20 protein-coding genes are annotated in these 19501 nt (G+C 49.8%); 2 read left to right on the top strand and 18 right to left on the bottom strand.

Features of this window, described 5'->3' with window-relative positions; translation table 11 throughout:
- On the top strand, window positions 1–383 hold a 383-nt coding region (locus PUQ60_RS01370; protein ID WP_273418881.1), incomplete at its 5' end, for a site-specific integrase.
- Between the two features lie 14 nt (window positions 384–397).
- Window positions 398–736 (top strand): hypothetical protein, encoded by a 339-nt coding sequence (locus PUQ60_RS01365; RefSeq protein WP_226970647.1) that lies wholly within the window; start codon window positions 398–400, stop codon window positions 734–736.
- A 216-nt stretch (window positions 737–952) separates the two neighbouring features.
- Here the strand turns inward: PUQ60_RS01365 and rpsI are convergent, their stop codons facing one another.
- The 18 genes from rpsI to glgA all read right to left on the bottom strand — a co-directional run bounded on the left by rpsI (window position 953) and on the right by glgA (window position 19373).
- Complete coding sequence (rpsI, locus tag PUQ60_RS01360) at window positions 953–1342, bottom strand: 30S ribosomal protein S9 (protein WP_022358510.1); 390 nt, start codon at window positions 1340–1342, stop codon at window positions 953–955.
- Window positions 1343–1370: 28 nt separating this feature from the next.
- Window positions 1371–1805: a 50S ribosomal protein L13 gene (gene rplM / locus PUQ60_RS01355; RefSeq protein WP_022358509.1), complete on the bottom strand. Its 435-nt coding sequence runs from the start codon at window positions 1803–1805 to the stop codon at window positions 1371–1373.
- 426 nt (window positions 1806–2231) lie between these two features.
- Entirely contained in the window at window positions 2232–3041 is an 810-nt protein-coding gene (locus PUQ60_RS01350; RefSeq protein ID WP_022358508.1) for a putative hydro-lyase, read from the bottom strand.
- A gap of 36 nt (window positions 3042–3077) precedes the next feature.
- On the bottom strand, window positions 3078–4175 hold the full coding sequence (locus PUQ60_RS01345; protein ID WP_022358507.1) for a biotin-dependent carboxyltransferase family protein: 1098 nt from the start codon (window positions 4173–4175) through the stop codon (window positions 3078–3080).
- 2 nt (window positions 4176–4177) lie between these two features.
- The gene (pxpB, locus tag PUQ60_RS01340; protein ID WP_022358506.1) at window positions 4178–4906 is read right to left on the bottom strand and encodes a 5-oxoprolinase subunit PxpB; all 729 of its coding nucleotides are present in this window, start codon (window positions 4904–4906) and stop codon (window positions 4178–4180) included.
- A gap of 226 nt (window positions 4907–5132) precedes the next feature.
- Window positions 5133–6356, bottom strand: coding sequence for an NRAMP family divalent metal transporter (locus PUQ60_RS01335; RefSeq protein WP_273380616.1), 1224 nt, complete (start codon window positions 6354–6356; stop codon window positions 5133–5135).
- Between the two features lie 24 nt (window positions 6357–6380).
- The gene (locus PUQ60_RS01330) at window positions 6381–7142 is read right to left on the bottom strand and encodes a 5-oxoprolinase subunit PxpA (RefSeq protein WP_022358636.1); all 762 of its coding nucleotides are present in this window, start codon (window positions 7140–7142) and stop codon (window positions 6381–6383) included.
- Window positions 7143–7495: 353 nt separating this feature from the next.
- Window positions 7496–8860, bottom strand: coding sequence for a sigma-54 dependent transcriptional regulator (locus tag PUQ60_RS01325; protein ID WP_107000771.1), 1365 nt, complete (start codon window positions 8858–8860; stop codon window positions 7496–7498).
- A gap of 75 nt (window positions 8861–8935) precedes the next feature.
- Window positions 8936–10252 carry a HAMP domain-containing sensor histidine kinase gene (locus PUQ60_RS01320; RefSeq protein WP_273380617.1) on the bottom strand — a complete coding sequence of 439 codons (1317 nt, stop codon included), beginning with the start codon at window positions 10250–10252 and terminating at the stop codon, window positions 8936–8938.
- A 61-nt stretch (window positions 10253–10313) separates the two neighbouring features.
- Window positions 10314–11741 carry a sodium:solute symporter family protein gene (locus tag PUQ60_RS01315; RefSeq protein WP_022359388.1) on the bottom strand — a complete coding sequence of 476 codons (1428 nt, stop codon included), beginning with the start codon at window positions 11739–11741 and terminating at the stop codon, window positions 10314–10316.
- 2 nt (window positions 11742–11743) lie between these two features.
- On the bottom strand, window positions 11744–12775 hold the full coding sequence (gene truA, locus PUQ60_RS01310) for a tRNA pseudouridine(38-40) synthase TruA (RefSeq protein ID WP_273380619.1): 1032 nt from the start codon (window positions 12773–12775) through the stop codon (window positions 11744–11746).
- Window positions 12776–12872: 97 nt separating this feature from the next.
- On the bottom strand, window positions 12873–13673 hold the full coding sequence (locus tag PUQ60_RS01305; protein ID WP_273380620.1) for an energy-coupling factor transporter transmembrane component T: 801 nt from the start codon (window positions 13671–13673) through the stop codon (window positions 12873–12875).
- A complete protein-coding gene (locus tag PUQ60_RS01300; protein ID WP_118651651.1) occupies window positions 13670–14533 on the bottom strand; it encodes an energy-coupling factor transporter ATPase in 864 nt (287 codons plus the stop codon). Before PUQ60_RS01300 ends, PUQ60_RS01305 begins: the two co-directional genes overlap by 4 nt.
- Before the next feature lie 2 nt (window positions 14534–14535).
- Window positions 14536–15396, bottom strand: a complete 861-nt coding sequence (locus PUQ60_RS01295) for an energy-coupling factor transporter ATPase (protein WP_022359383.1) — start codon at window positions 15394–15396, stop codon at window positions 14536–14538.
- 149 nt (window positions 15397–15545) lie between these two features.
- Window positions 15546–16541, bottom strand: a complete 996-nt coding sequence (locus PUQ60_RS01290) for a peptidylprolyl isomerase (protein ID WP_273380623.1) — start codon at window positions 16539–16541, stop codon at window positions 15546–15548.
- A 90-nt stretch (window positions 16542–16631) separates the two neighbouring features.
- Window positions 16632–17288 carry a Maf family protein gene (locus PUQ60_RS01285; protein WP_118523462.1) on the bottom strand — a complete coding sequence of 219 codons (657 nt, stop codon included), beginning with the start codon at window positions 17286–17288 and terminating at the stop codon, window positions 16632–16634.
- Window positions 17289–17387: 99 nt separating this feature from the next.
- Window positions 17388–17849: a divergent PAP2 family protein gene (locus PUQ60_RS01280; RefSeq protein ID WP_273401042.1), complete on the bottom strand. Its 462-nt coding sequence runs from the start codon at window positions 17847–17849 to the stop codon at window positions 17388–17390.
- Between the two features lie 78 nt (window positions 17850–17927).
- Window positions 17928–19373, bottom strand: coding sequence for a glycogen synthase GlgA (gene glgA / locus PUQ60_RS01275; protein ID WP_022358456.1), 1446 nt, complete (start codon window positions 19371–19373; stop codon window positions 17928–17930).
- Between the last annotated feature and the right edge of the window lie 128 nt (window positions 19374–19501).

Genomic DNA, 19501 nt, shown 5'->3' with positions numbered 1-19501 from the left:
AGGCAGGAATCAGAGAAGTTCCCATTGCTGAAAAGATTGTACCATTCTTTGAATACTGGATGAACCGGAAATGTGACCATCTGATTTGTACACCCGACGACGAACCTTTTCAGTACCGGAATTATTATGATTCTTACTGGATTCCTCTGATGCTTGAGTTCGGTTTCGGGAAATTCGTCATTGATGAAACGAAAAGAGAACCTGTCTATGACGGACACCGCCCGCATGATACAAGACACACCTGCATCTCTCTCCTCACCGAAAAGGAAGTTGACGAGAGATTCATCAAGAAAATTGTCGGGCATAAAGGACAGGGTGTGACCGAAAACGTCTACACCCACATTGAACTCCCGACCAAACTTGAGGCGATCAATTTGATTTGATGGAGGGTAATGTCATGAACAGAACAGAATACAAGAATAATTTTTATAAAGAGCATTATGAACGAATAAACCTCGCAGTTCCTAAAGGAATGAAAGATATTATCCGGACGCTCGCAGCAGACAAGGGAATGTCTATCAACGCATACATTCAAGACCTTGTCAGAAAAGACCAGTGCGGAATGTTCGACACGATGCAGGTAGCAGAAAAGAACAGGGAAATGATTTCCGGAATCACTGGAAACATGCACGACGGATATGACATCATATTCAAGGACGGTCATTCCTGTCACTGCCGGACGAAAAAAGATGTCCGGTCATGTATCATTGAATACTGCAAAGAAAAGGGTGATTGAATCGCCCTTTTTTCATGCAAAAATGTGTCTTGCACAAGATTTCAAAAGTATTGCACAAGACACCTGTTTTCGTGTTAGTTACCTGTGTGTTACCTGTTAGTTACCGGAACATTTTCGTGTGTTTTGATGGTGTCTGATAGATTTTCAGAATATAAAGAAAACCCCGAAAATACTGGATTTTCGGGGTTTGTTGCTCTTTTTCGATATTCGGTTGAATTATCGCTTGCTGAACTGCGGAGCGCGACGAGCTGCTTTGAGACCGTACTTCTTACGCTCTTTCATTCTCGGGTCACGAGTTAAGAAGCCAGCTTTCTTCAGTACCGGACGGTAATCAGCGTCTGCCTGAAGAAGTGCTCTGGAGATACCGTGTCTTACAGCACCTGCCTGGCCTGTAAAACCACCACCACGTACGTTTACAAGTACATCGAACTTATCAACAGTCTCGGTTGCTACGAGCGGCTGACGTACAACTACTTTCAGGGTCTCAAGACCAAAGTACTCGTCGATGTCTCTTTTATTGATTGTAATCTTGCCGGTTCCCGGTACAAGGTATACTCTAGCGATAGATTTTTTTCTTCTGCCTGTTCCGTAAAATTTGTTAGCCATTATTGTTTCCTCCTTCCAGTGCCTTTAATTAAAACTTGATTTCTAAAACTTCCGGCTTCTGAGCTGCCTGCTCGTGCTCCGGACCTGCGTATACATGAAGTTTCGTAATCATGCTTCTTCCTAAAGGTCCCTTTGGAAGCATACCCTTAACTGCTAACTCAACAACCTTCTCCGGCTTCTTAGCCATCATTTCACGAAGGGTTGTCTCTCTCATACCACCTACATAATCAGAGTGATTGTAGTAGATCTTCTGATCCAGTTTCTTACCAGTTACTTTGATCTTCTCTGCGTTTACTACGATTACGTAATCGCCGCAATCCATGTGCGGGGTGAAGATCGGTTTGTTCTTACCTCTTAATACTTTTGCTACCTCAGATGCAAGACGACCTAATGTATATCCTGTAGCGTCAACTACATACCATTTTCTCTCGATTGTTGCTGGACTAGCCATAAAACTCTTCATTGGTTGACCTCCTGTTTTACTTCCTATAATTGAGATTAACTATATCATGAAATGCCTGCTCCGGGGCTTTGGTGCCGACATCTTCCTGACTCATGTCATACTGATTTATTATATTACACAGTTCCGGACGTGTCAAGCGGTTTTTCCTTGAAAATACAAGGTTTTTTCAACGATTTTCTCAAGGAATTTACAAGGTAAGTGCGTTTCATCCCATGCGCATGATATACGCATGATATACGCACGGGATACACATGAAAAAGGAAGACTTCCTCCTCTCAGATTCCATCTTCCTTTTTCGCCGCTTTTTAGGTTGGTAATGAACTTTTTCTCTTTTCTCAAGAGAATTTATTTGAAGGAGACTGGGAAATCTCCGTCAAACCTTATTTTTCGATAAAACCATTCCTGCAATGGAAGAACCGATTCTGCCTATTTCTGCTTCTTCGCTTCCAGATAATCATTCAGCTCCGTATTCAGGACATTGGTGATGAACATATGTCCCGGTGCGTGGGTAATGACTAACGGAAGTTTTGCATTTTCAATCGCTGCCTGCGGGGTAACGCCGCAAGCCCAGAATACCGGGATCTCACCCTCGCGGATCTCGACCGGATCGCCATAGTCTGGTTTGGAAATATCCTTGATACCGATCGCTGCCGGATCGCCGATCTGGACCGGACCGCCGTGTACGTTTGGATAACGGTCTGTGATCTCTTTGGCTTTCTGTGCGTTTTCCGGTGTCATCGGACGCATGCTGACAACCATCGGTCCCTTGAACACGCCGGCGCTCTCGCACTGGATGTTGGTCTTGTACATGGAAACATTGCAGCCCTGCGCGATATGGCGCACTTCAATGCCGGCTTTCATAAGCGCCTCCTCAAAGGAGAAGCTGCAGCCAATCAGGAATGCAACCGAATCTTCTTTCCAATAAGAAGAAACATCTGTCACCTCATCGACTTTCACGCCGTCACGGTAAATGAAATATTTCGGGATGTCCGTCACGATGCTCGCGCCTTCGCCCATATCGTGGATATCCGGTGTGCCCTCTACGACTTCCAGGATTGGGCACGGTTTCGGGTTCTTTCTTGCAAATTCTTTAAAATCATCGGCGTACTTTTTCGGCAGGATAACCAGATTTGCCTGTGCATATCCGGCACACATGCCAGCCGTCGGGCGGGTAATCTCGCCAGTCCGAATCAGTTTCCATACTTCCGGTGGTGTCATTTTGCTGTAATCTGCCATATACGTTCCCTCCATATCTTTCGATGCATCTGAGTTTTATCTGAATCGCTCAGTCTCTTCCTCTAATTCAACCATATATTCAGTTCCATCGATCACAACCCGGTAGGTTCCAATCGGATTCCAGTATTTCTTCGACTCACATCCAACCGCTACCTGAATCACTGCATCAAGTTCTCCGCACGGTTCCGGTACTTTTGCCAGTTCTTCTTTAAGCGCTTTGAGTTTTTCCACCTGCTCAATGTAAAGCTTCTGCGCTTCCTCAACCGTTACTTTCTGGAAATGTACTTTATAGCCCGGTCTGGACTGTGCAACCAGCGGAAGATCCACAGAGATAACGCCAGCAATCTTCGTATAACCGCCGGTGGTCTGATGATCCGCCATCATGATAATCGGCTGTCCGTGGGACGGCACCTGAATCGCACCAAAGGCGATACCGTCTGTGATAATATCGCCGCCATTTTTATGCTCGATGACCTCGCCCTCGAGACGGCAGCCCATACGGTCGGACTCATTCGTAAATGCATATGTGCTGCTTAAGAAAGTCTCAACACCTTTCTCGGTAAAGCAGTCATCCTGCGGTCCCATGACAACGCGGATGGTTTTCTCCGTCTGGGAGAAGTCCTCCGGCGTCACTTTTCTCTTTCTCATATTTGGAAGGGTCGTCTTCGGAGCGGCAAAACCAATCTCGTCTCCGCCGCCGATCTTTCTTCCCTGATAACCGCCCACTTTCAGCTTTAAGTTGGTGGATTTGCTGCCCATCTGTACCGGGATGTCCAGTCCGCCTGCCACTGCAATGTACGCGCGGCTTCCGCTTGTCATACCGGCAAAGTTCATGGAATCGCCCTTATGTACTAAAACCGCCTGGTACATCGGAAGATCTTTTCCATTTACCTTCGGAACCAGATTGCCGCCGGTTACTGCGATAATATTATCTTCTGTAAATTCCATCATCGGTCCCATCAGGGTTACTTCCAGAACCGCCTCGTTTTCATCATTTCCCACTAAAATATTCGCGATCGCTGCGGAACGCTGATCCATAACGCCTGATACAGACATACCGGACTCCTGATAGCCGGTGCGTCCCATGTCCTGTACGGTTGTGAGGAATCCGCCGCTTGCAAACTTAATGCCCATCTTTATACCTCCTTATCGTACACAACGTATTTGTAGGTTCCATCTTCGACTTCTTTTTCGATCTTTTTATACTCTTCCTCGGTTACTGCAGCAAACTTGATATACTGTCCCGCTTCCAGAAGCACTGGTTTCTCGCGGTCTGCATCATAGAGTTTTAACGGAGTCCGTCCAATTAACTGCCAGCCGCCCGGAGATGCTACCGGGTAGATACCGGTCTGCTCACCGGCGATACCGACGGAGCCGCCCTCAATCTTCACTCTCGGGCTCTTCAGACGCGGGGTTGCGATCTCTTTGCTCATGCCGCCCAGATATGGGAATCCAGCGATGAATCCAATCATGTAGATTAGATATTCTTCAGATGTATGAATCTTGATGACCTCTTCCACGGTCTTGTGATTGTGCTCCGCAACATTTTCAATATCCGGACCCATCTCTCCGCCGTAGAGAACCGGAATTTCGATAACGGTTGGCGGCGGGATCGGAATGCTGGATAAGGAACCCATCAATTTATCAAATTTTTCTGTGAGTGCCTTGAATCCGATCACTTCCGGATGATAATGTACTAATAAGGAACGGTATGTCGGAACCGTCTCCACAATTCCCGGTATATCACTTTTTTCAACCGCAATCTTGAATGCGCGGATTTTCTTGTTGATCTCCGGGCTGATTTCATTGCCAAACTCAACGCACACAGCGCTGTCGCCCGCTACAAGGTATCTTACCTCGCTCATATATACCTCCTGTCAGATAAACGAAGCCCCCGCCTGCCTGTTCTGCTTTTCTTCTTAGAAGAACCTAAAAACTGCTTCCGGCCCAACAAGCCAGTTACAGGGAAACGCCCGGCAGACCTGCTGCCATAAGCCAGCCATCTGCGTGCTCATCCAGCCAGTCCGCCGGGCGCCTGTCCGTTTAATCGTTTTTTATTATTTTACCATGTTTTTCGCGTTTTTTCATCCATTAACCAAAGATGGTAAGAATCTTCGGCAGAGCCTTGATTCCTGAGTAACCGGTCAGAAGAACAACGCATACGCCAAGTACGATGAGTACGGTCGGATGTTTGTAATCTTCGCCGACGATATCTTTTCTGCGGCTTGCCAGAAGAATGACAAGCAGTGTAATCGGAAGAATCAGTCCGTTTACGGAACCTGCCAGAACCAGAAGAGTTGCCGGCTGTCCAAGTAATGTCATGATAACGGTCGATACAGCGATGAAGCCGATAACAAACCATTTCTCATTCTCCATGATGAACGGATGCAGGGTCTTTAAGAAGGATACGGATGTATACGCTGCACCGATGATGGAGGTGATAGCTGCAAACAGGATAACCAGACCGAAGATCTTGTAACCGATGATGCCTGCGCCTGCCTTAAAAGCTGCTGCTGGCGGGCTTGCTACCCATGCTTCGCTTCCAACAACTTCCGGAGTTGCTGTAACAACGCCTAAAACTGCGAGGAACAGTAAAATTCTCATAACGCCCGATACGCTGATGCCCATTAATACGGAACGGCGAACGTGCGGAAGATCCTTGGTTCCGGAGAAACCTGCATCCAGAAGACGATGTGCACCTGAGAATGTGATGTAACCGCCGCAGCTTCCGCCAAGCAGGGTAATAATCGGGAATACCAGGTTCGGGAATTCGTTCAGATGTCCAACGCTGCTGATTGCCTCAACAACCGGAGGTTTGGAACGGAATGCTACATAAAGTACGGTAACAATCATGATGCTTCCTAAGTATTTGGTCAGCTTATCCATGAAGTTTTTCGCATCCTTGGATAAGAAGATCAGGATACCGATGACACCGGCTACAACGGTTCCGACTTTCAGCGGGAAACCGAATACGATATTAAAACCGGTTGCGGCGCCGCCGACGTTACCGATATTGAATACCAGACCGCCGAGAGACACAAGGAACGCAATGAAATATCCGAGTCCCGGAACAACTTTATTTGCGATATCCTGTCCACGCATACCGGACACACCGATGATGGACCAGATATTTAACTGGGTTGTAACATCCAGAAGAATGGTACAGATGATTGCCAGTGCGAAAATAGAGCCGTACTGACCGGTAAAGGTTGCTGTCTGCGTCAGAAAACCAGGTCCGATCGCGGACGTTGCCATCAGGAACGCGGCGCCAATCAGGGCTGTCGTGTTCGCATTACTTTTTTTCTTTTCTCCCATATTTTTCTTCTCCTTATATACGTATTAACGGAACAGATTTTTAATCTCCACTCCCTCGGCTACCAGTGTCTCACGAATGTTCTTTACGAACTCCAGCGCTTTTGGGTTGTCTCCGTGTACACAGATGGAATCTGCCTTGATGGAAATGTCGTTTCCGTTGATGCTCTCAACTTTTCCTTCTTTTACCATTCTTACGACACGTTTGATTGCCAGGTCTTTATCTTTGATGACTGCTCCCGGAAGTTTTCTGGAAACCAGGGTTCCGTCATCGTTGTATGCACGGTCTGCGAACACCTCGCTCGCTGCCTGTAAACCAACCTCCTCGGCTGCCTTGATCATCTGGGATCCTGCCAGACCCATGAAGATGATATCTTTATCTACTTCATAGACTGCTTCACACATCGCTCTCGCCAGCTTCTCATCAACAGCTGCCATGTTGTAGAATGCGCCGTGCGGTTTTACGTGCTGGATTTTTACGCCCTGGCTCTTAGTAAATGCGCTCAATGCGCCGAGCTGGTATTTCAGATATGCTTTCGCTTCTTCCGGAGTTACCACCATGTTTCTTCGACCGAAGCCCATCAGATCCGGAAATCCCGGATGTGCTCCTACTGCGGTTCCGTATTTCTTTGCCAGTGCGATGGTCTTATCCATAACCATCGGATCACCTGCATGCCATCCACAGGCTACATTGGCAGAAGACACGTACTGAAGAATTTCTTCATCCATACCAATCGTATAATTACCGAAGCTCTCACCTAAATCACTGTTTAAATCGACATAAAACATGGTTCATTCCTCCCTTTCTTAGCTCACACATCTCATTTTTGCGGCTTAGCGTTTCTTCTGTCTGTTTTCAACAACTATCGGAAACTATTTTTAAGATGAGATGTTTTTTGTATGTTCCCCTTGTTTTTTTGCTTCTAATGATATTTTATCTGACTTCTATGTATTTTTCAATCATAATTTTAATATTTTTTAAAATAATTTAATTTATATACAAAAATCGTGCAAAAACGCACGTTTTAGGCGTGCGTTTTTGCACGATGTGATTTTTTGCACTCTTTTACCATTCATTCCTGCACCCGGTTTACCAGACAACCGTTTTCGTCCTTCCTCCTGATACAGTTTTTCTGCTTTTTCTACTTCTCCCCGTCTTCCCGCTCCATCTTCCGTTTCATCGAGAACCGGGTGACGCCGAGCAGCGCCGCCGCCCGCGTCAGGTTATTGCCGGAAAGTTTCAACGCCTCCGACATATATCGTTTCTCCAGCGCCGCGACCTCCTGCTCAAGGTCGATCGGTCCTTTTTTCAGATCTTTCAGATAGATGCAGTCCCCGCTCTCCGGCCTTGCCTCCCGCTCGACCGGCGCCAGCTCCACGTGTTTTTCCAGGATATTTCCCTGGCTGAAGAGAAAACAGCGCTCAAAAATATTTTTAAGCTCCCTGACATTTCCCTTCCAGTCGTACAAGAGCAGCTCCCGCATGAAATCCGGATCCACCTTTTCGATATTGCGGGCAAAGGCTTTATTATAATAGTCAAGGTAATAGTCACAGAGCACCGGGATATCCTCGCGCCGGTCACGAAGCGGCGGAATCTCGATCTGCATGACATTCAGCCGATAGAACAGATCCTCCCGGAATTGCCCCGCCTTGATCGCCTCCTCGAGATTTCTGTTCGTCGCCGCAATGATCCGAACATCGACCGCCGTGTCCTCCAGCGCGCCGATCCGCTTAAATTTCCGGTCATCCAGGAAGGTCAGAAGTTTCGTCTGCATCGCCATCGGCAATTCGCCGATCTCGTCCAAAAAGACCGTACCGCCGTCCGCCAGCTCAATCAAGCCCTTTTTCGTCTTGAGCGCCCCCGCAAACGCGCCGCGCTCGTAGCCAAAGAGCTCGCTCTCCATCAGATTTTCCGGAATCGCACCGCAGTTAATGCGTACCATCAGGTTATCCTTGCGGGCGCTGTTCGCATGAATCTGCCGCGCCACAACTTCCTTGCCCGTTCCCGTCTCCCCGCGCAGGAGTACATTGACCGACAAATTTTCCCCAAGCACCTGAATAAGGTGCCGGATCCGGGCAGCTGCCTCACTAACACCTAAAAACTGCGGCACATCGCCTTTCAGGAAGACGAGTGAATCCCGGTTGCGCTTCTGCTCCAGACACCGCTTGATCAGCATATCGATCTCATCCACATCAAACGGCTTTAAAATATAATCATATGCGCCGCGCTTCGTCGCCTCAACCGCCTGGGAGACGGAACCGTACGCCGTCATCATGATGACCTGCAGTTCCTCATCTGCATTTTTGAAATTGACAATCTCATCCATCCCGACACTGTTTTCGAGGAGATTGTCGAGAAGGAGCACCCCCGGATGATATTTCCTGACAAACTCCAGCCCTTCCTCGACGGTTGCGGCTGAATAGGCGTCATACCCCCTGTCTTTCAGTCCTTCCTCCAGTGTATAGCGAATCAGAAATTCATCGTCCACAATCAAAATTCGATCCATGTGCATCCTCCTCCCTGTTTCATAACATTATACCCTAAATACTAAATTCGTGAAATACCTCATTAAATGATCACACTATACCATTTTCCCCGGAAATCTTAAAACCACGTCTGTCCCTACCCCCGGCTTGCTCACGATCTCCATCGTTCCTCCATTTGACTCCACCAGGCGGCTCACGATTGAGAGCCCAAGCCCGGTTCCGTTGATGCTCTTTGTATAAAATGGTTCCAGCGCCTTGGAGACTTCTTCCTCCGTCATGCCTTTTCCGTTGTCCCGCACCGTCACAAGCACTTCTTTCTCCTGCGCGGCTGCCATGAGCTTGATCTGTCCCTCGCGGTCCGGTACCAGCGCCTTCAGGCTGTTGCTGATCAGGTTGTGGATGATCTGACGGAACTCATTTTCATTGAGACTCGCCCTCAGTCCCTCTTCTGCCTCCACCAAAAGCGATGCGCGGCGGCTGTCCGGTCCTTTCGCATAGATCATTCCGATCTCCTTTAAAACACCGGTCACAGAAACCTCCGTTTTCAGTGATTCACGCCGGATTGACAAAGTCAGAAGATTCATGATCAGCGCCGTGACGCGGTCGATCTCATGGATCATGCTGTCACAGAGCATCTTATCGCCGTCCTTGACTGCCCTGCCCTTTAAAAGCTGAATCCCGGAGCGGATGCCCGCGATCGGGTTCTTGATCTCATGCGCCAGCGTCGCTGCCATCCGGCTGGTATATTCCATTTTCGTATAATTATCCATGTTTTTGAGCAGTCCCTCAAAGGTAACCGCCAGCTGCCCGATCTCGTCGTGGCGGCTGACCGCCTCAAACCGGTATTTCTGATAACTGCCCTTGTTTTCCTCGATTTCTTTACAGGTATGGCTCATCCGGCGGATGGGGCGCGTGATACTGTGGGAAATGAAAATGCTTGCCTGGCAGATGAGAATCAGCGCCGCGATCGCGCCGACTACCAGATAGCTCTGCTGCTCTAAGATGCGCTCCCCGAATATTCTCTCATTTATCCGGTACTCCAGCCTCCAGCCAAATGGATTGCCCCCCTCGCTGACTGCCAGCACCGATGTATTTTTCCAACGGCTTCCGGCCGTGATCTCCTCACCGTCACGGTTCAGAATCCGGATCCGCCCGCGCTCAAAATTCCGGTATTTTTCCGCGATCTCCTCCTCCGGCAGACGCTTTTCCAGGAAGTTCAAATCGCGGTTTACATCCTCAAACAGCGTATCAGCCAGCTCAAGCTCACTGTTTTTCTGCATCGTGTAGCCATTATAATAGGAAATCATACTGAAACTGCCGATTACCAGGATTCCGACCAGCACAAATGGAACCATGACCTCATTTTCAATTTGTAAAAACCAATTTGAAAGACGTTTCAGCCATTTATTCATCGCTCGTTTTCGCCTCCTTCTCGCTGTTGTCTGCCACCTTCATGTTTCCAAATGCCCGCCTTTAGCAAGCACGTTTTTTCCATATACTCTCCAGCACCGGGACAAGGACAAAAACCAGGGTCGAACACAGCGTCACCGGAAATCCCCAGTAAACCGGCAGCTCACGCGGCTGAAGCAGCACCGTCCCGGCTACCCCTGTCACAAATGCCGCCCATGCGCCCGTCCTCGTCGCCCGCTTATAATAAAGCGTACCGTAGAGAAGCGGTGTCAGAATTGCTGAAAACAATCCCCAGATATCCGCGCCGAAAAACAGGCTGTTGGACGGTGGATTTAAGGAGAGCAGAAGCGCCAGCGTTCCGCCAAGAAAGATAAAGAGCTGCGTCAGCCCCAGGATGTGGTCCTCTGTTTTCTTCCATTTTCCATACTGCGCCACCACATCGTAGGACATCATCGAGCCAATCAGAAGCAGCTGCGAGTTCGCCGTAGACATGCACGCGCCGATCACGCTGATCAGGAAAAATCCGCTGAACCGCGAGCGGATCAAATAATTAATCGCGTAGACAAAAATATCGTCTGAACCGAAGTAAGAGTGCAGATAAGGAAACAGAATCCGAAGTCCCAGACCGATCTGGGTCAGACAGAAATAAAAAAATGTCAAGAACACCAGCGACCAGATCAGGACTTTCCGCGCCGTCTCACAGCTCTTTGCCGCCACAATCCGGATCAGATACTGAGGATTCGTTGCCAGCCCCATACCCCAGCCAAAAAACATCGTGAGATACATGGTAAGGCTGTAATCCTTCATCAGATTTCCAAAACTGCCCGTCCCGCTGCCAGCCGCATTTCGGTTAAACACCTCCGCGTTCGTCAGAAATCCGCTTCCCTCTATTCCTCCGACCACGACAAAATAGACAACCACTATGCTGATCGTGAGCATGATGAGGTTGCCGCCGTCCGTCTTGGTAACCGAATTGAATCCTCCAAAGGTAGAATACAGAATAAACAGATAAACCAGAAAAATTGCAACTTTATAATCAATATTTAAGAGCGTCGCCGCCGCGATTCCAAATCCCTTGATCTGGATCACCAGATAAAAAACGTAACCGCTCGAGAGCAGCAGGGCACAGCAGGTCCGCAGGAGGCGGGAATGATAGCGATCCCCGATGAACTGCGGGATCGTGAGCAGGTCGCAGTCATAGATACGCCCGCTGATAAGATACAAGAGCCCCGCGCCGATGAACCACGGGATAACTGTCACGGCGATCACTGAGGTTCCATTTTCAAAAACATTGCCCGTATATCCCAGAATGGTCGCAGCGGACACCCAGGTTCCGACGAAGGTGCAAAACAGCCGCCAGAACCCGCATTTCCGTTCTCCGATAAAAAATTTTCCAATCGAATCGCTCTCACCGAACGATGATTTTCCTATGATCAGGATAATCAGCGAATAGACGCTGAAACAGACCAGATAATCAAATGTTCTACTCATACTTACTGATGTTCACCCTCGTAGATGGCTTCCAGCCAGCCTTCTTCCACCTCCGGCTGCCGTCTCAGCCGGTAATATCCGTAGATGCTCCCCTCTTCTCCAAACGTATCCCGCACAAATACCTGTTTCGCACCATTTCGGTATGCCTGATGGATCACGCGACGGAGCACACCGTCAAGCTCTTCCGGCTCACAGCGCTTGATCGTGAGGTAGGCAAGCCCCTTCTCCGGGACATTTCTCTGATCGAGCACATAGTGCCAGTGCTTATTTTCGCCCTCCAGGTACGGTGCCAGCTCTTTTTCGTACTCCAGACTTACGAGCGTCAGCCCGCGTGCCGGGATCGTAGGACCTGCTGCCGCCCGGTTTTTCTCCTCCAGAATCTCCTCCATCTTCTCCGGCGGGTAAACGCCCATACCGATCTTAACCAGCGTCCCGGCGATGATCCGGACCATGTTGTAGAGGAAACCGCTGCCGCTGATGCGGATCGTAATCAGGTCGTCTGCCTTCGTCACGGTCAGGCTGTAGATCGTCCGCACCGTCTCCTCCGCCTGCGTCCGCACCGTACAGAAACTCTTGAAATCGTGCTCGCCGATGAGATAGGATGCCGCCTTCTGCATTTTCTCTAAATCCAGATTAAAATAGCAGAAATGGCTGTATAAGCGTTGCAGCGGCATATCGATCTTGCGGTTCAAAATCTTGTATTCATACGTTTTCACGCAGTTTGCCTTGCGTGGATGAAAGGTAAGCGGCACCTCCTCCGACGCCTGGATCCGCACATCGTCCGGCAGGCGCTGGTTGAGCGCAAAGCAGATCTTATCACCCGGAATCCGGCTCTCGGTATCGAAAACAGCCACATTTCCCATCGCATGGACACCCGAATCCGTCCGGCTCGCCCCGATGACCTGGATATCCTCTTTTAAAAGAGAAGAAAGCGCCTGATTCAGCACCTCCTCGATGGTCACTCCGTTAGGCTGAAGCTGCCACCCGCAGTAGGCGGTTCCATCGTAGGAGACCACCAGTTTAATTCGTCTCATGGTATCTATCCTCTAACTTCTAAACTTTTAAACTATCTTTTTCAAATGCGCCTTTTGAATAAAAGATGCGCTCTGGCACATTCAAGCAATCACTCTTTTAAAACAAAATTCGAAGCGCGATCACGATTCCTAAATAAACCAGAAGGATCAGGTAAGTAACCCTGTCTCTTGCCTCATAATGCAGCGGCTTCATCTTGGTCCGCCCACTTCCGCCCCGGTAGCAGCGCGCCTCCATCGCCATCGCCAGATCCGTCGCGCGGCGGAACGCCGATACGAAAAGCGGTACCAGAATCGGGATCATGCTCTTTGCCCGCTGTACGAGATTACCAGATTCAAAATCAGCGCCTCTCGCCATCTGTGCCTTCATGATCTTATCCGTCTCCTCAATCAGGATTGGGATAAAGCGCAGCGCGATCGACATCATCATCGAGATCTCATGCACCGGCACATGGATGCGGTTCAGACATCCAAGGCTTTTCTCCAAACCGTCCGTCAGCTGGTTCGGGGTCGTCGTCAGCGTCATGACAGAGGAACCAATCACCAGATACATCAGGCGCAGACCCATGAAAACTGCCAGCCGCAAGCCCTCATGCGTCACTTTTAAGAATCCTATCCGGAAAATCACCCGTCCATTTGTCAGAAACAGGTTAAAGCTGATACTGATAAGTAACAGGAACACGATCGCCTTGAGTCCCCGCACGATAAATTTAAATGGTACGCGTGAGGCACGGACCGCCATCGCCAGAAATACGGTCGCTACCGCATAGCAGAGCAGGTTATCCGCGAAAAATAATGAAATAATGTAGATCAGCGTTCCAAACAGCTTGGTACGCGGATCCAGCCGGTGAACCACTGATTCGACCGGATAATACTGTCCGATTGTGATATCCCGTATCATTGTTTCTCCCTCCGCTTGTTATACAGCGCCAGAATCGCCTCCCGCGCTTCTTCTACCGTCGTGATCGCGTCGTCGATCGGAATCCCGCGCTCCCGAAGTCCCTGCACCACATAAGTGATCTGCGGCGCGGCAAGACCGATCGCCTCTAACTCCTTGTAATGGCGGAATACCTCCTTCGGCGTATCGTCAAACATCTTCACGCCGTCGTTCATGACCATGATGCGGTCCACGTAACGCGCCATGTCCTCCATGCTGTGGGAAACCACCAAAATCGTCAGCCCGTGCTCCCGGTTCAGGCGCTCGATCTGACCTAAAATCTCATCGCGCCCCTGCGGATCGAGTCCCGCCGTCGGCTCGTCGAGGATCATCATCTCCGGACGCATCGCCAGTACACCCGCGATCGCGACGCGGCGTTTCTGTCCGCCGGAAAGTTCAAACGGGGACTGCTTATAAAATTTTTCATCCATGCCGACCAGCTTTAAGGCATGGCGGGCACGTTTTTCCACCTCTTCCTGCGGAAGCCCCAGATTTTTCGGTCCGAAACAGACGTCTGTAAAAATATCTGCCTCAAAGAGCTGGTACTCCGGATACTGGAACACCAGCCCCACTTTACTCCGCAGATCCTTTAATTTATAACCCTGGCTGTAAATGCTGACACCCTGATACTTAATGTCGCCGCTGGTCGGCTTGATCAGACCGTTTAAATGCTGGATCAGGGTCGATTTTCCCGATCCGGTATGACCAATCAGACCGACAAATTCGCCGTCCTGAATCTCAAAACTTACGTGCTTTAATGCCTGGCGCTCTAACGCCGTGCCCTCGCCGTAGGTGTAGCACAAATCTTCTACCTGTATTGCCATCTCTATTCCTCTTTCAAAAGCGGTACCAGTGCATCCAGAAGCTCCGATTTACGAAGGATTCCATCCGGAAGCGGAATTCCCTTTTTCTGCAGCTCCCACGCAAGCTCCGTCACCTGCGGCACATCCATCCGGTATTGTTTTAGTTCCTCCACGCGGGAGAAAATCTCCTTCGGCGTGCCGTCCATCACGATATGACCGTCATCCATGACGATCACGCGGTCTGCATCGACCACCTCTTCCATATAATGGGTGATCAGCACCATCGTGATTCCTTCCGCCCGGTTTAACTCATGGACGGTGCGGATAACCTCCTTGCGTCCGTTCGGATCGAGCATCGCCGTCGGCTCATCGAGCACGATACATTCTGGTTTCATCGCCATGACGCCCGCGATCGCCACACGCTGCTTCTGTCCGCCGGACAGATGGTTCGGGGACTGCTTGCGGTACATCGTCATCCCGACTGCCTTTAAGCTCTCATCCACTCGCTTCCAGATCTCCTCGGTCGGAACTCCGATATTTTCCGGACCGAATCCGACGTCCTCTTCCACTATATTTCCTATGATCTGGTTATCCGGGTTCTGAAAGACCATGCCCGCATTTTTGCGGATATCCCACAGATGCGCCTCGTCCCTCGTATCCATCTCCGATACAAAAAGCGTACCGTCGGTCGGGCTCAAAATGCCATTGATCTGCTTGGCAAATGTGGACTTGCCGGAACCATTGTGTCCCAGGATCGCCACAAAGCTGCCTTTCTCAATCTCCAGATTCACATGATCCAGGGCGCGCTTTACTTCCTCTACCTGCCCCTCTTCATCGCGTCTTATATAATCAAATACAAGATTGACCGCTTTTATGATATTCATGTATTTTTCCTCCACAGTATGTCCGCCTGACCGGACATTACCGTTCATTGTAGAAGAATTTTCCCCGGTAGTCAAGCGGTTGTTCCGAATTGTTATCCTTTTTTAAAAATAAGTTTACTTTTTGCCTGCCCGCCCCAGGTACAGACTACCTATTTGATCGCATATTCCGCATAAATCTCAAAGAAATCCGCGTCATTTTTCTCGAACTCCGAGGTCAGATCCAGACTGTCCCAGAGCCCGCTGCTGTAAGAAACGGAGATCGTATTGCTGAACCGATCGTAGATCTCCTGAAAGGCGCGTTTTTTCCGCTCCTCGTAGATGCGCTCCTTGCGCGCCGCCGTCTCGTCCTCGTCGTAATCGTCCGTACATTTGAGCACATAGTACGCGTCGTCCGCATGGATCACCTGGCTGACTGCGCCCTCAGCAAGGGAAAATGCCTCTTTCTCATAGGCATCCGACTCATCGCCGCGCCCCAGCACCCGGTCACTCACCGTCAGCCCCGCCTCCTCGGCACAGGACTGGAAATCGGCATCTTCCTGCGATGCCGCCCGCTGGAAGGCGTCTGCCTCGCTCTCATCCGATGTCTTTATCTGACTGACATGGATCACCTTTGCCTCACTGTCGCTGACCTCCAGCGCCACATTGTCCGTGAGCTGTCCCGCCAGCTTCTCCGCCAGACCATAATCCTCATAGATATGCTGGACATCCGCCTCCGTCACGCCCATCGAGTCAATCGCCGACTGCGGCAGACGCCCAAAATACTCGGCTGCTGCCCGGTCCATCGCCGCCCGCTCCTCTGAAGTCAGGGAAATCCCCCGGTCGGCTGCCAGCAGGTTCATGACTTTCAGCTCATCCATAAACGAACGGATCTGTTTTTTTAGATACGTTTCAAAATCATCGCCCTTTTCTCCAACTGAAACGCCCCAGATCTGATCCGTACAGACCTCCTCATAGCGTTTTTTCTCCGTCATGGCGATCACCATCACTTCCGCGCGGGAATAACCTTTTTCATTCTTCTTTCCCACCACGATCGTGCTGCCGTCCGAGCCGCATCCAGTCAAAAGCCCCAGGCTGAGCGCCAGCCCCGCAAGCAGGGCACACGCCGCCCGGTGGATATGGTTTGTCTTCCTTTTCTGTTTCTGCATGGATACTCCCTTTCTCCTGCATATTTTAGCAATTTCTGTCACATATTCTCTCTGAGCGGCTGATTTATCTCAGTCGAGAAGACTCCCACCTCAGACCGTATGCTTGAGCAGATCTTCTATCTTCTCCGGGCAGATCCGCTTCAATTCCTGATAGAGTCTTCCGACCGGCAGCCCCATCACATTCGTGTAAGAACCGTCGATTCCGCGGATATGCGCGGCAAAGCTTCCCTGAATGCCGTATGCGCCCGCCTTGTCCATCGACTCGCCGCAGTCTACATACGCCTCAATCTCCGCATCGCTCATCGGATATACATCCACCCGCGTCTCAACCGCAAAGCAGCTCTCCCGATCCTCAGTCAGGATCGCCACGCCCGTGTATACACGGTGGCTGCGCCCCTGGATCCGTCCGATCATCTCAAGCGCCTCATCCCGATCCGCCGGTTTTCCTAAAATCTCGTCATCCACACTGACAACGGTATCGGAACCAATGATAATCCCGGAAAATGGGATTCCCGTCGTCCGTGCCTCCTCACGCACCTGCGCCATCACATCGCGCGCCTTCTGTCCCGCCAGTTCCATCACAACCTGCGCCGGTTCCGTACAGAGCGGATTTTCCTCCAAAGTGCTCGGATGAATCTCCGGTTTCAGCCCAATCCGCTCCAAAAGCTCCCTGCGGCGCGGAGACGCACTCGCCAGAATTAACCGGCAGGCAGGTTTGGTATTTTCTATGTCTCTTCTCTGTTCCATTGTTCTGTTCTCATTTCCTCAGTTTCATTTAACGCTTAGATACACGTTATCCCTATATTTATACCATCTATCAGCCAAAATGAAAAGATCCGATGTTCGTTATATGAACATCGGATCGAGAATAAATGCAATCAAAATGCCTAAAATCGCGCCTGCTGCCACCTGTATCGGCGTATGCCCCACGTATTCCTTCAATTTTTCCTGTAACACCACGCCGTCCAGCTTGAGGAAATCCTCGAAAAGCAGGCGGTTCAGAACTCTTGCCTGCTTTCCTGTCTCCTGCCGGACACCGATCGCGTCATACATAACAACCATCGCCAGAATAAAGCTGATGGAAAATTCAAAGCTTCCCACTCCGTACCGCAGCGCCGCCGCCGTTGCCAGCGAACATACAGTGGATGAGTGGGAACTCGGCATACCGCCGGAGCCAACCAGACGCTCCGGGTTGAACGAATGGTTCAGCCCGATGTCCAGAATCGTCTTGAGCACCTGGGCGACCACCCACCCGGTCACGCCGGTCATCAGCGTCTGGTTTGATGTCAATTCCTGAAAAAAAGTCATGTTTCTCTCCTGTACTATCTTAATTCCTCTGTTTTCTTCCACACATATGCCACTGTCTCTAAATCACTCGGTCCGTCATTAATATCCTATCAGCCAGTCATACAATTCCTGATATTTTCCAGCCGATGTCTGCCAGGAAAAATCAGCCGCCATGCCGCGGTCTACGATCTTGTTCCACTCGCGCTTCTTATTATAATAGATGTATTTTGCATAGCGGATGCAGTCGAGCATCTCATGTGCATTGTAGTTAGCAAAGGAAAATCCTGTTCCGGTTCCATCGTATTCATTGTATGGCCATACAGTATCCTTGAGACCACCCGTCTCACGCACGATCGGCACGGTTCCGTAGCGAAGCGCCATGAGCTGGCTCAGCCCACATGGTTCAAACAGCGACGGCATCAGGAATGCGTCACAGGCTGCATATACCTTATGCGACATATCTTCCGAATAATAAATATTAGCGGAAACACGATCATTGTACTTCCAGTCATAGTGGCGGAACATATTTTCATACCGTTCATCTCCGGTTCCCAGCACAACCAGCTGTACATCTTCCGTACAGATCTCATCCATCACACACTGTACCAGGTCAAGTCCCTTCTGGTCGGTCAGACGGGAGACGATACCGATCATGAACTTTTTCTCGTCCTGCGCCAGTCCCAGCTCCGCCTGCAGCGCCTTTTTATTCTTGGATTTCTCCTTGCGGAATGTCTTTGCGTTATAATTTTGTACGATCCGTTTATCTGTCTCCGGATTAAATTCATCGTAATCGATACCATTTAAGATACCGCGCAGACTGTTGCTTCTCGCACGCATCAGACCGTCCAGTCCCTCGCCGTAGAACGGAGTCTTGATCTCCTCCGCGTAGGTGTTGCTGACCGTCGTGATCGCATCCGCGTATACGATGCCGCCTTTTAACATATTGCCGTCTTTGTAAGCTTCCAGCTTATCCGGTGTAAAATAGTAGTCCGGCAGCTCAGAGAAATGCTGGATTGTCTTCACATCCCACACACCCTGGAATTTCAGGTTGTGGATCGTCATGACGGACTTGATATCCCGGAAGAACTCGCCGCCGTGGAATTTGTCCTTGAGATGCACCGGGATAAGTCCCGTCTGCCAGTCGTGGCAGTGGATGACATCCGGCTTGAAGCCGATCACCGGCAGGGATGAGAGAGCCGCCTTGCAGAAGAAGGAAAACTTCTCCAGATCGTAATACCAGTCCCCATACGGGCGGTCACCCCAGAAATAACTCTCATTATCAATAAAATAGAAGGTCACGCCCTCATATTCATATTCCAGGATGCCCACATACCGGTTCTGTCCCAGATAATCCATATAAAAATGGTTCACATACTTCATTTCATTGCGGAATGACTCTTTGATGCACAGATACTTCGGGATCATGACACGCACATCAAAATACTGCTTATCAAAACATTTTGGAAGGGATCCGACAACGTCTGCCAAACCTCCTGTTTTGATAAATGGAACCGCCTCCGATGCAATAAACAGAATATTCTTCATAGCTACTACCTCCCAACCGTGCCCGCTCGCGATCTGGCACCCTATTAAAATTATTATACAATAGAATCAGGGAATTAGAAAGTAGGCGACAGAGAAAAAAATCGGGAAATATATGACAAATAGTTCTG

The sequence above is a fragment of the Clostridium sp. AF02-29 genome, from assembly GCF_934835585.1.
GTDB lineage: Bacteria > Bacillota > Clostridia > Lachnospirales > Lachnospiraceae > Otoolea > Otoolea fessa.
The sequence above is the reverse complement of the archived record's forward strand: the minus strand, read 5'-3'. Positions and strand labels throughout refer to the sequence as shown.

What these genes read in the sequence shown, in the direction of transcription:
- PUQ60_RS01365 (WP_226970647.1), top strand. Translation starts at nt 398, where the DNA reads ATGAACAGAACAGAATACAAGAATAATTTTTATAAAGAGCATTATGAA.
- rpsI (WP_022358510.1), bottom strand. Translation starts at nt 1,342, where the DNA reads ATGGCTAACAAATTTTACGGAACAGGCAGAAGAAAAAAATCTATCGCT.
- rplM (WP_022358509.1), bottom strand. Translation starts at nt 1,805, where the DNA reads ATGAAGAGTTTTATGGCTAGTCCAGCAACAATCGAGAGAAAATGGTAT.
- PUQ60_RS01350 (WP_022358508.1), bottom strand. Translation starts at nt 3,041, where the DNA reads ATGGCAGATTACAGCAAAATGACACCACCGGAAGTATGGAAACTGATT.
- PUQ60_RS01345 (WP_022358507.1), bottom strand. Translation starts at nt 4,175, where the DNA reads ATGGGCATTAAGTTTGCAAGCGGCGGATTCCTCACAACCGTACAGGAC.
- pxpB (WP_022358506.1), bottom strand. Translation starts at nt 4,906, where the DNA reads ATGAGCGAGGTAAGATACCTTGTAGCGGGCGACAGCGCTGTGTGCGTT.
- PUQ60_RS01335 (WP_273380616.1), bottom strand. Translation starts at nt 6,356, where the DNA reads ATGGGAGAAAAGAAAAAAAGTAATGCGAACACGACAGCCCTGATTGGC.
- PUQ60_RS01330 (WP_022358636.1), bottom strand. Translation starts at nt 7,142, where the DNA reads ATGTTTTATGTCGATTTAAACAGTGATTTAGGTGAGAGCTTCGGTAAT.
- PUQ60_RS01325 (WP_107000771.1), bottom strand. Translation starts at nt 8,860, where the DNA reads ATGGATCGAATTTTGATTGTGGACGATGAATTTCTGATTCGCTATACA.
- PUQ60_RS01320 (WP_273380617.1), bottom strand. Translation starts at nt 10,252, where the DNA reads ATGAATAAATGGCTGAAACGTCTTTCAAATTGGTTTTTACAAATTGAA.
- PUQ60_RS01315 (WP_022359388.1), bottom strand. Translation starts at nt 11,741, where the DNA reads ATGAGTAGAACATTTGATTATCTGGTCTGTTTCAGCGTCTATTCGCTG.
- truA (WP_273380619.1), bottom strand. Translation starts at nt 12,775, where the DNA reads ATGAGACGAATTAAACTGGTGGTCTCCTACGATGGAACCGCCTACTGC.
- PUQ60_RS01305 (WP_273380620.1), bottom strand. Translation starts at nt 13,673, where the DNA reads ATGATACGGGATATCACAATCGGACAGTATTATCCGGTCGAATCAGTG.
- PUQ60_RS01300 (WP_118651651.1), bottom strand. Translation starts at nt 14,533, where the DNA reads ATGGCAATACAGGTAGAAGATTTGTGCTACACCTACGGCGAGGGCACG.
- PUQ60_RS01295 (WP_022359383.1), bottom strand. Translation starts at nt 15,396, where the DNA reads ATGAATATCATAAAAGCGGTCAATCTTGTATTTGATTATATAAGACGC.
- PUQ60_RS01290 (WP_273380623.1), bottom strand. Translation starts at nt 16,541, where the DNA reads ATGCAGAAACAGAAAAGGAAGACAAACCATATCCACCGGGCGGCGTGT.
- PUQ60_RS01285 (WP_118523462.1), bottom strand. Translation starts at nt 17,288, where the DNA reads ATGGAACAGAGAAGAGACATAGAAAATACCAAACCTGCCTGCCGGTTA.
- PUQ60_RS01280 (WP_273401042.1), bottom strand. Translation starts at nt 17,849, where the DNA reads ATGACTTTTTTTCAGGAATTGACATCAAACCAGACGCTGATGACCGGC.
- glgA (WP_022358456.1), bottom strand. Translation starts at nt 19,373, where the DNA reads ATGAAGAATATTCTGTTTATTGCATCGGAGGCGGTTCCATTTATCAAA.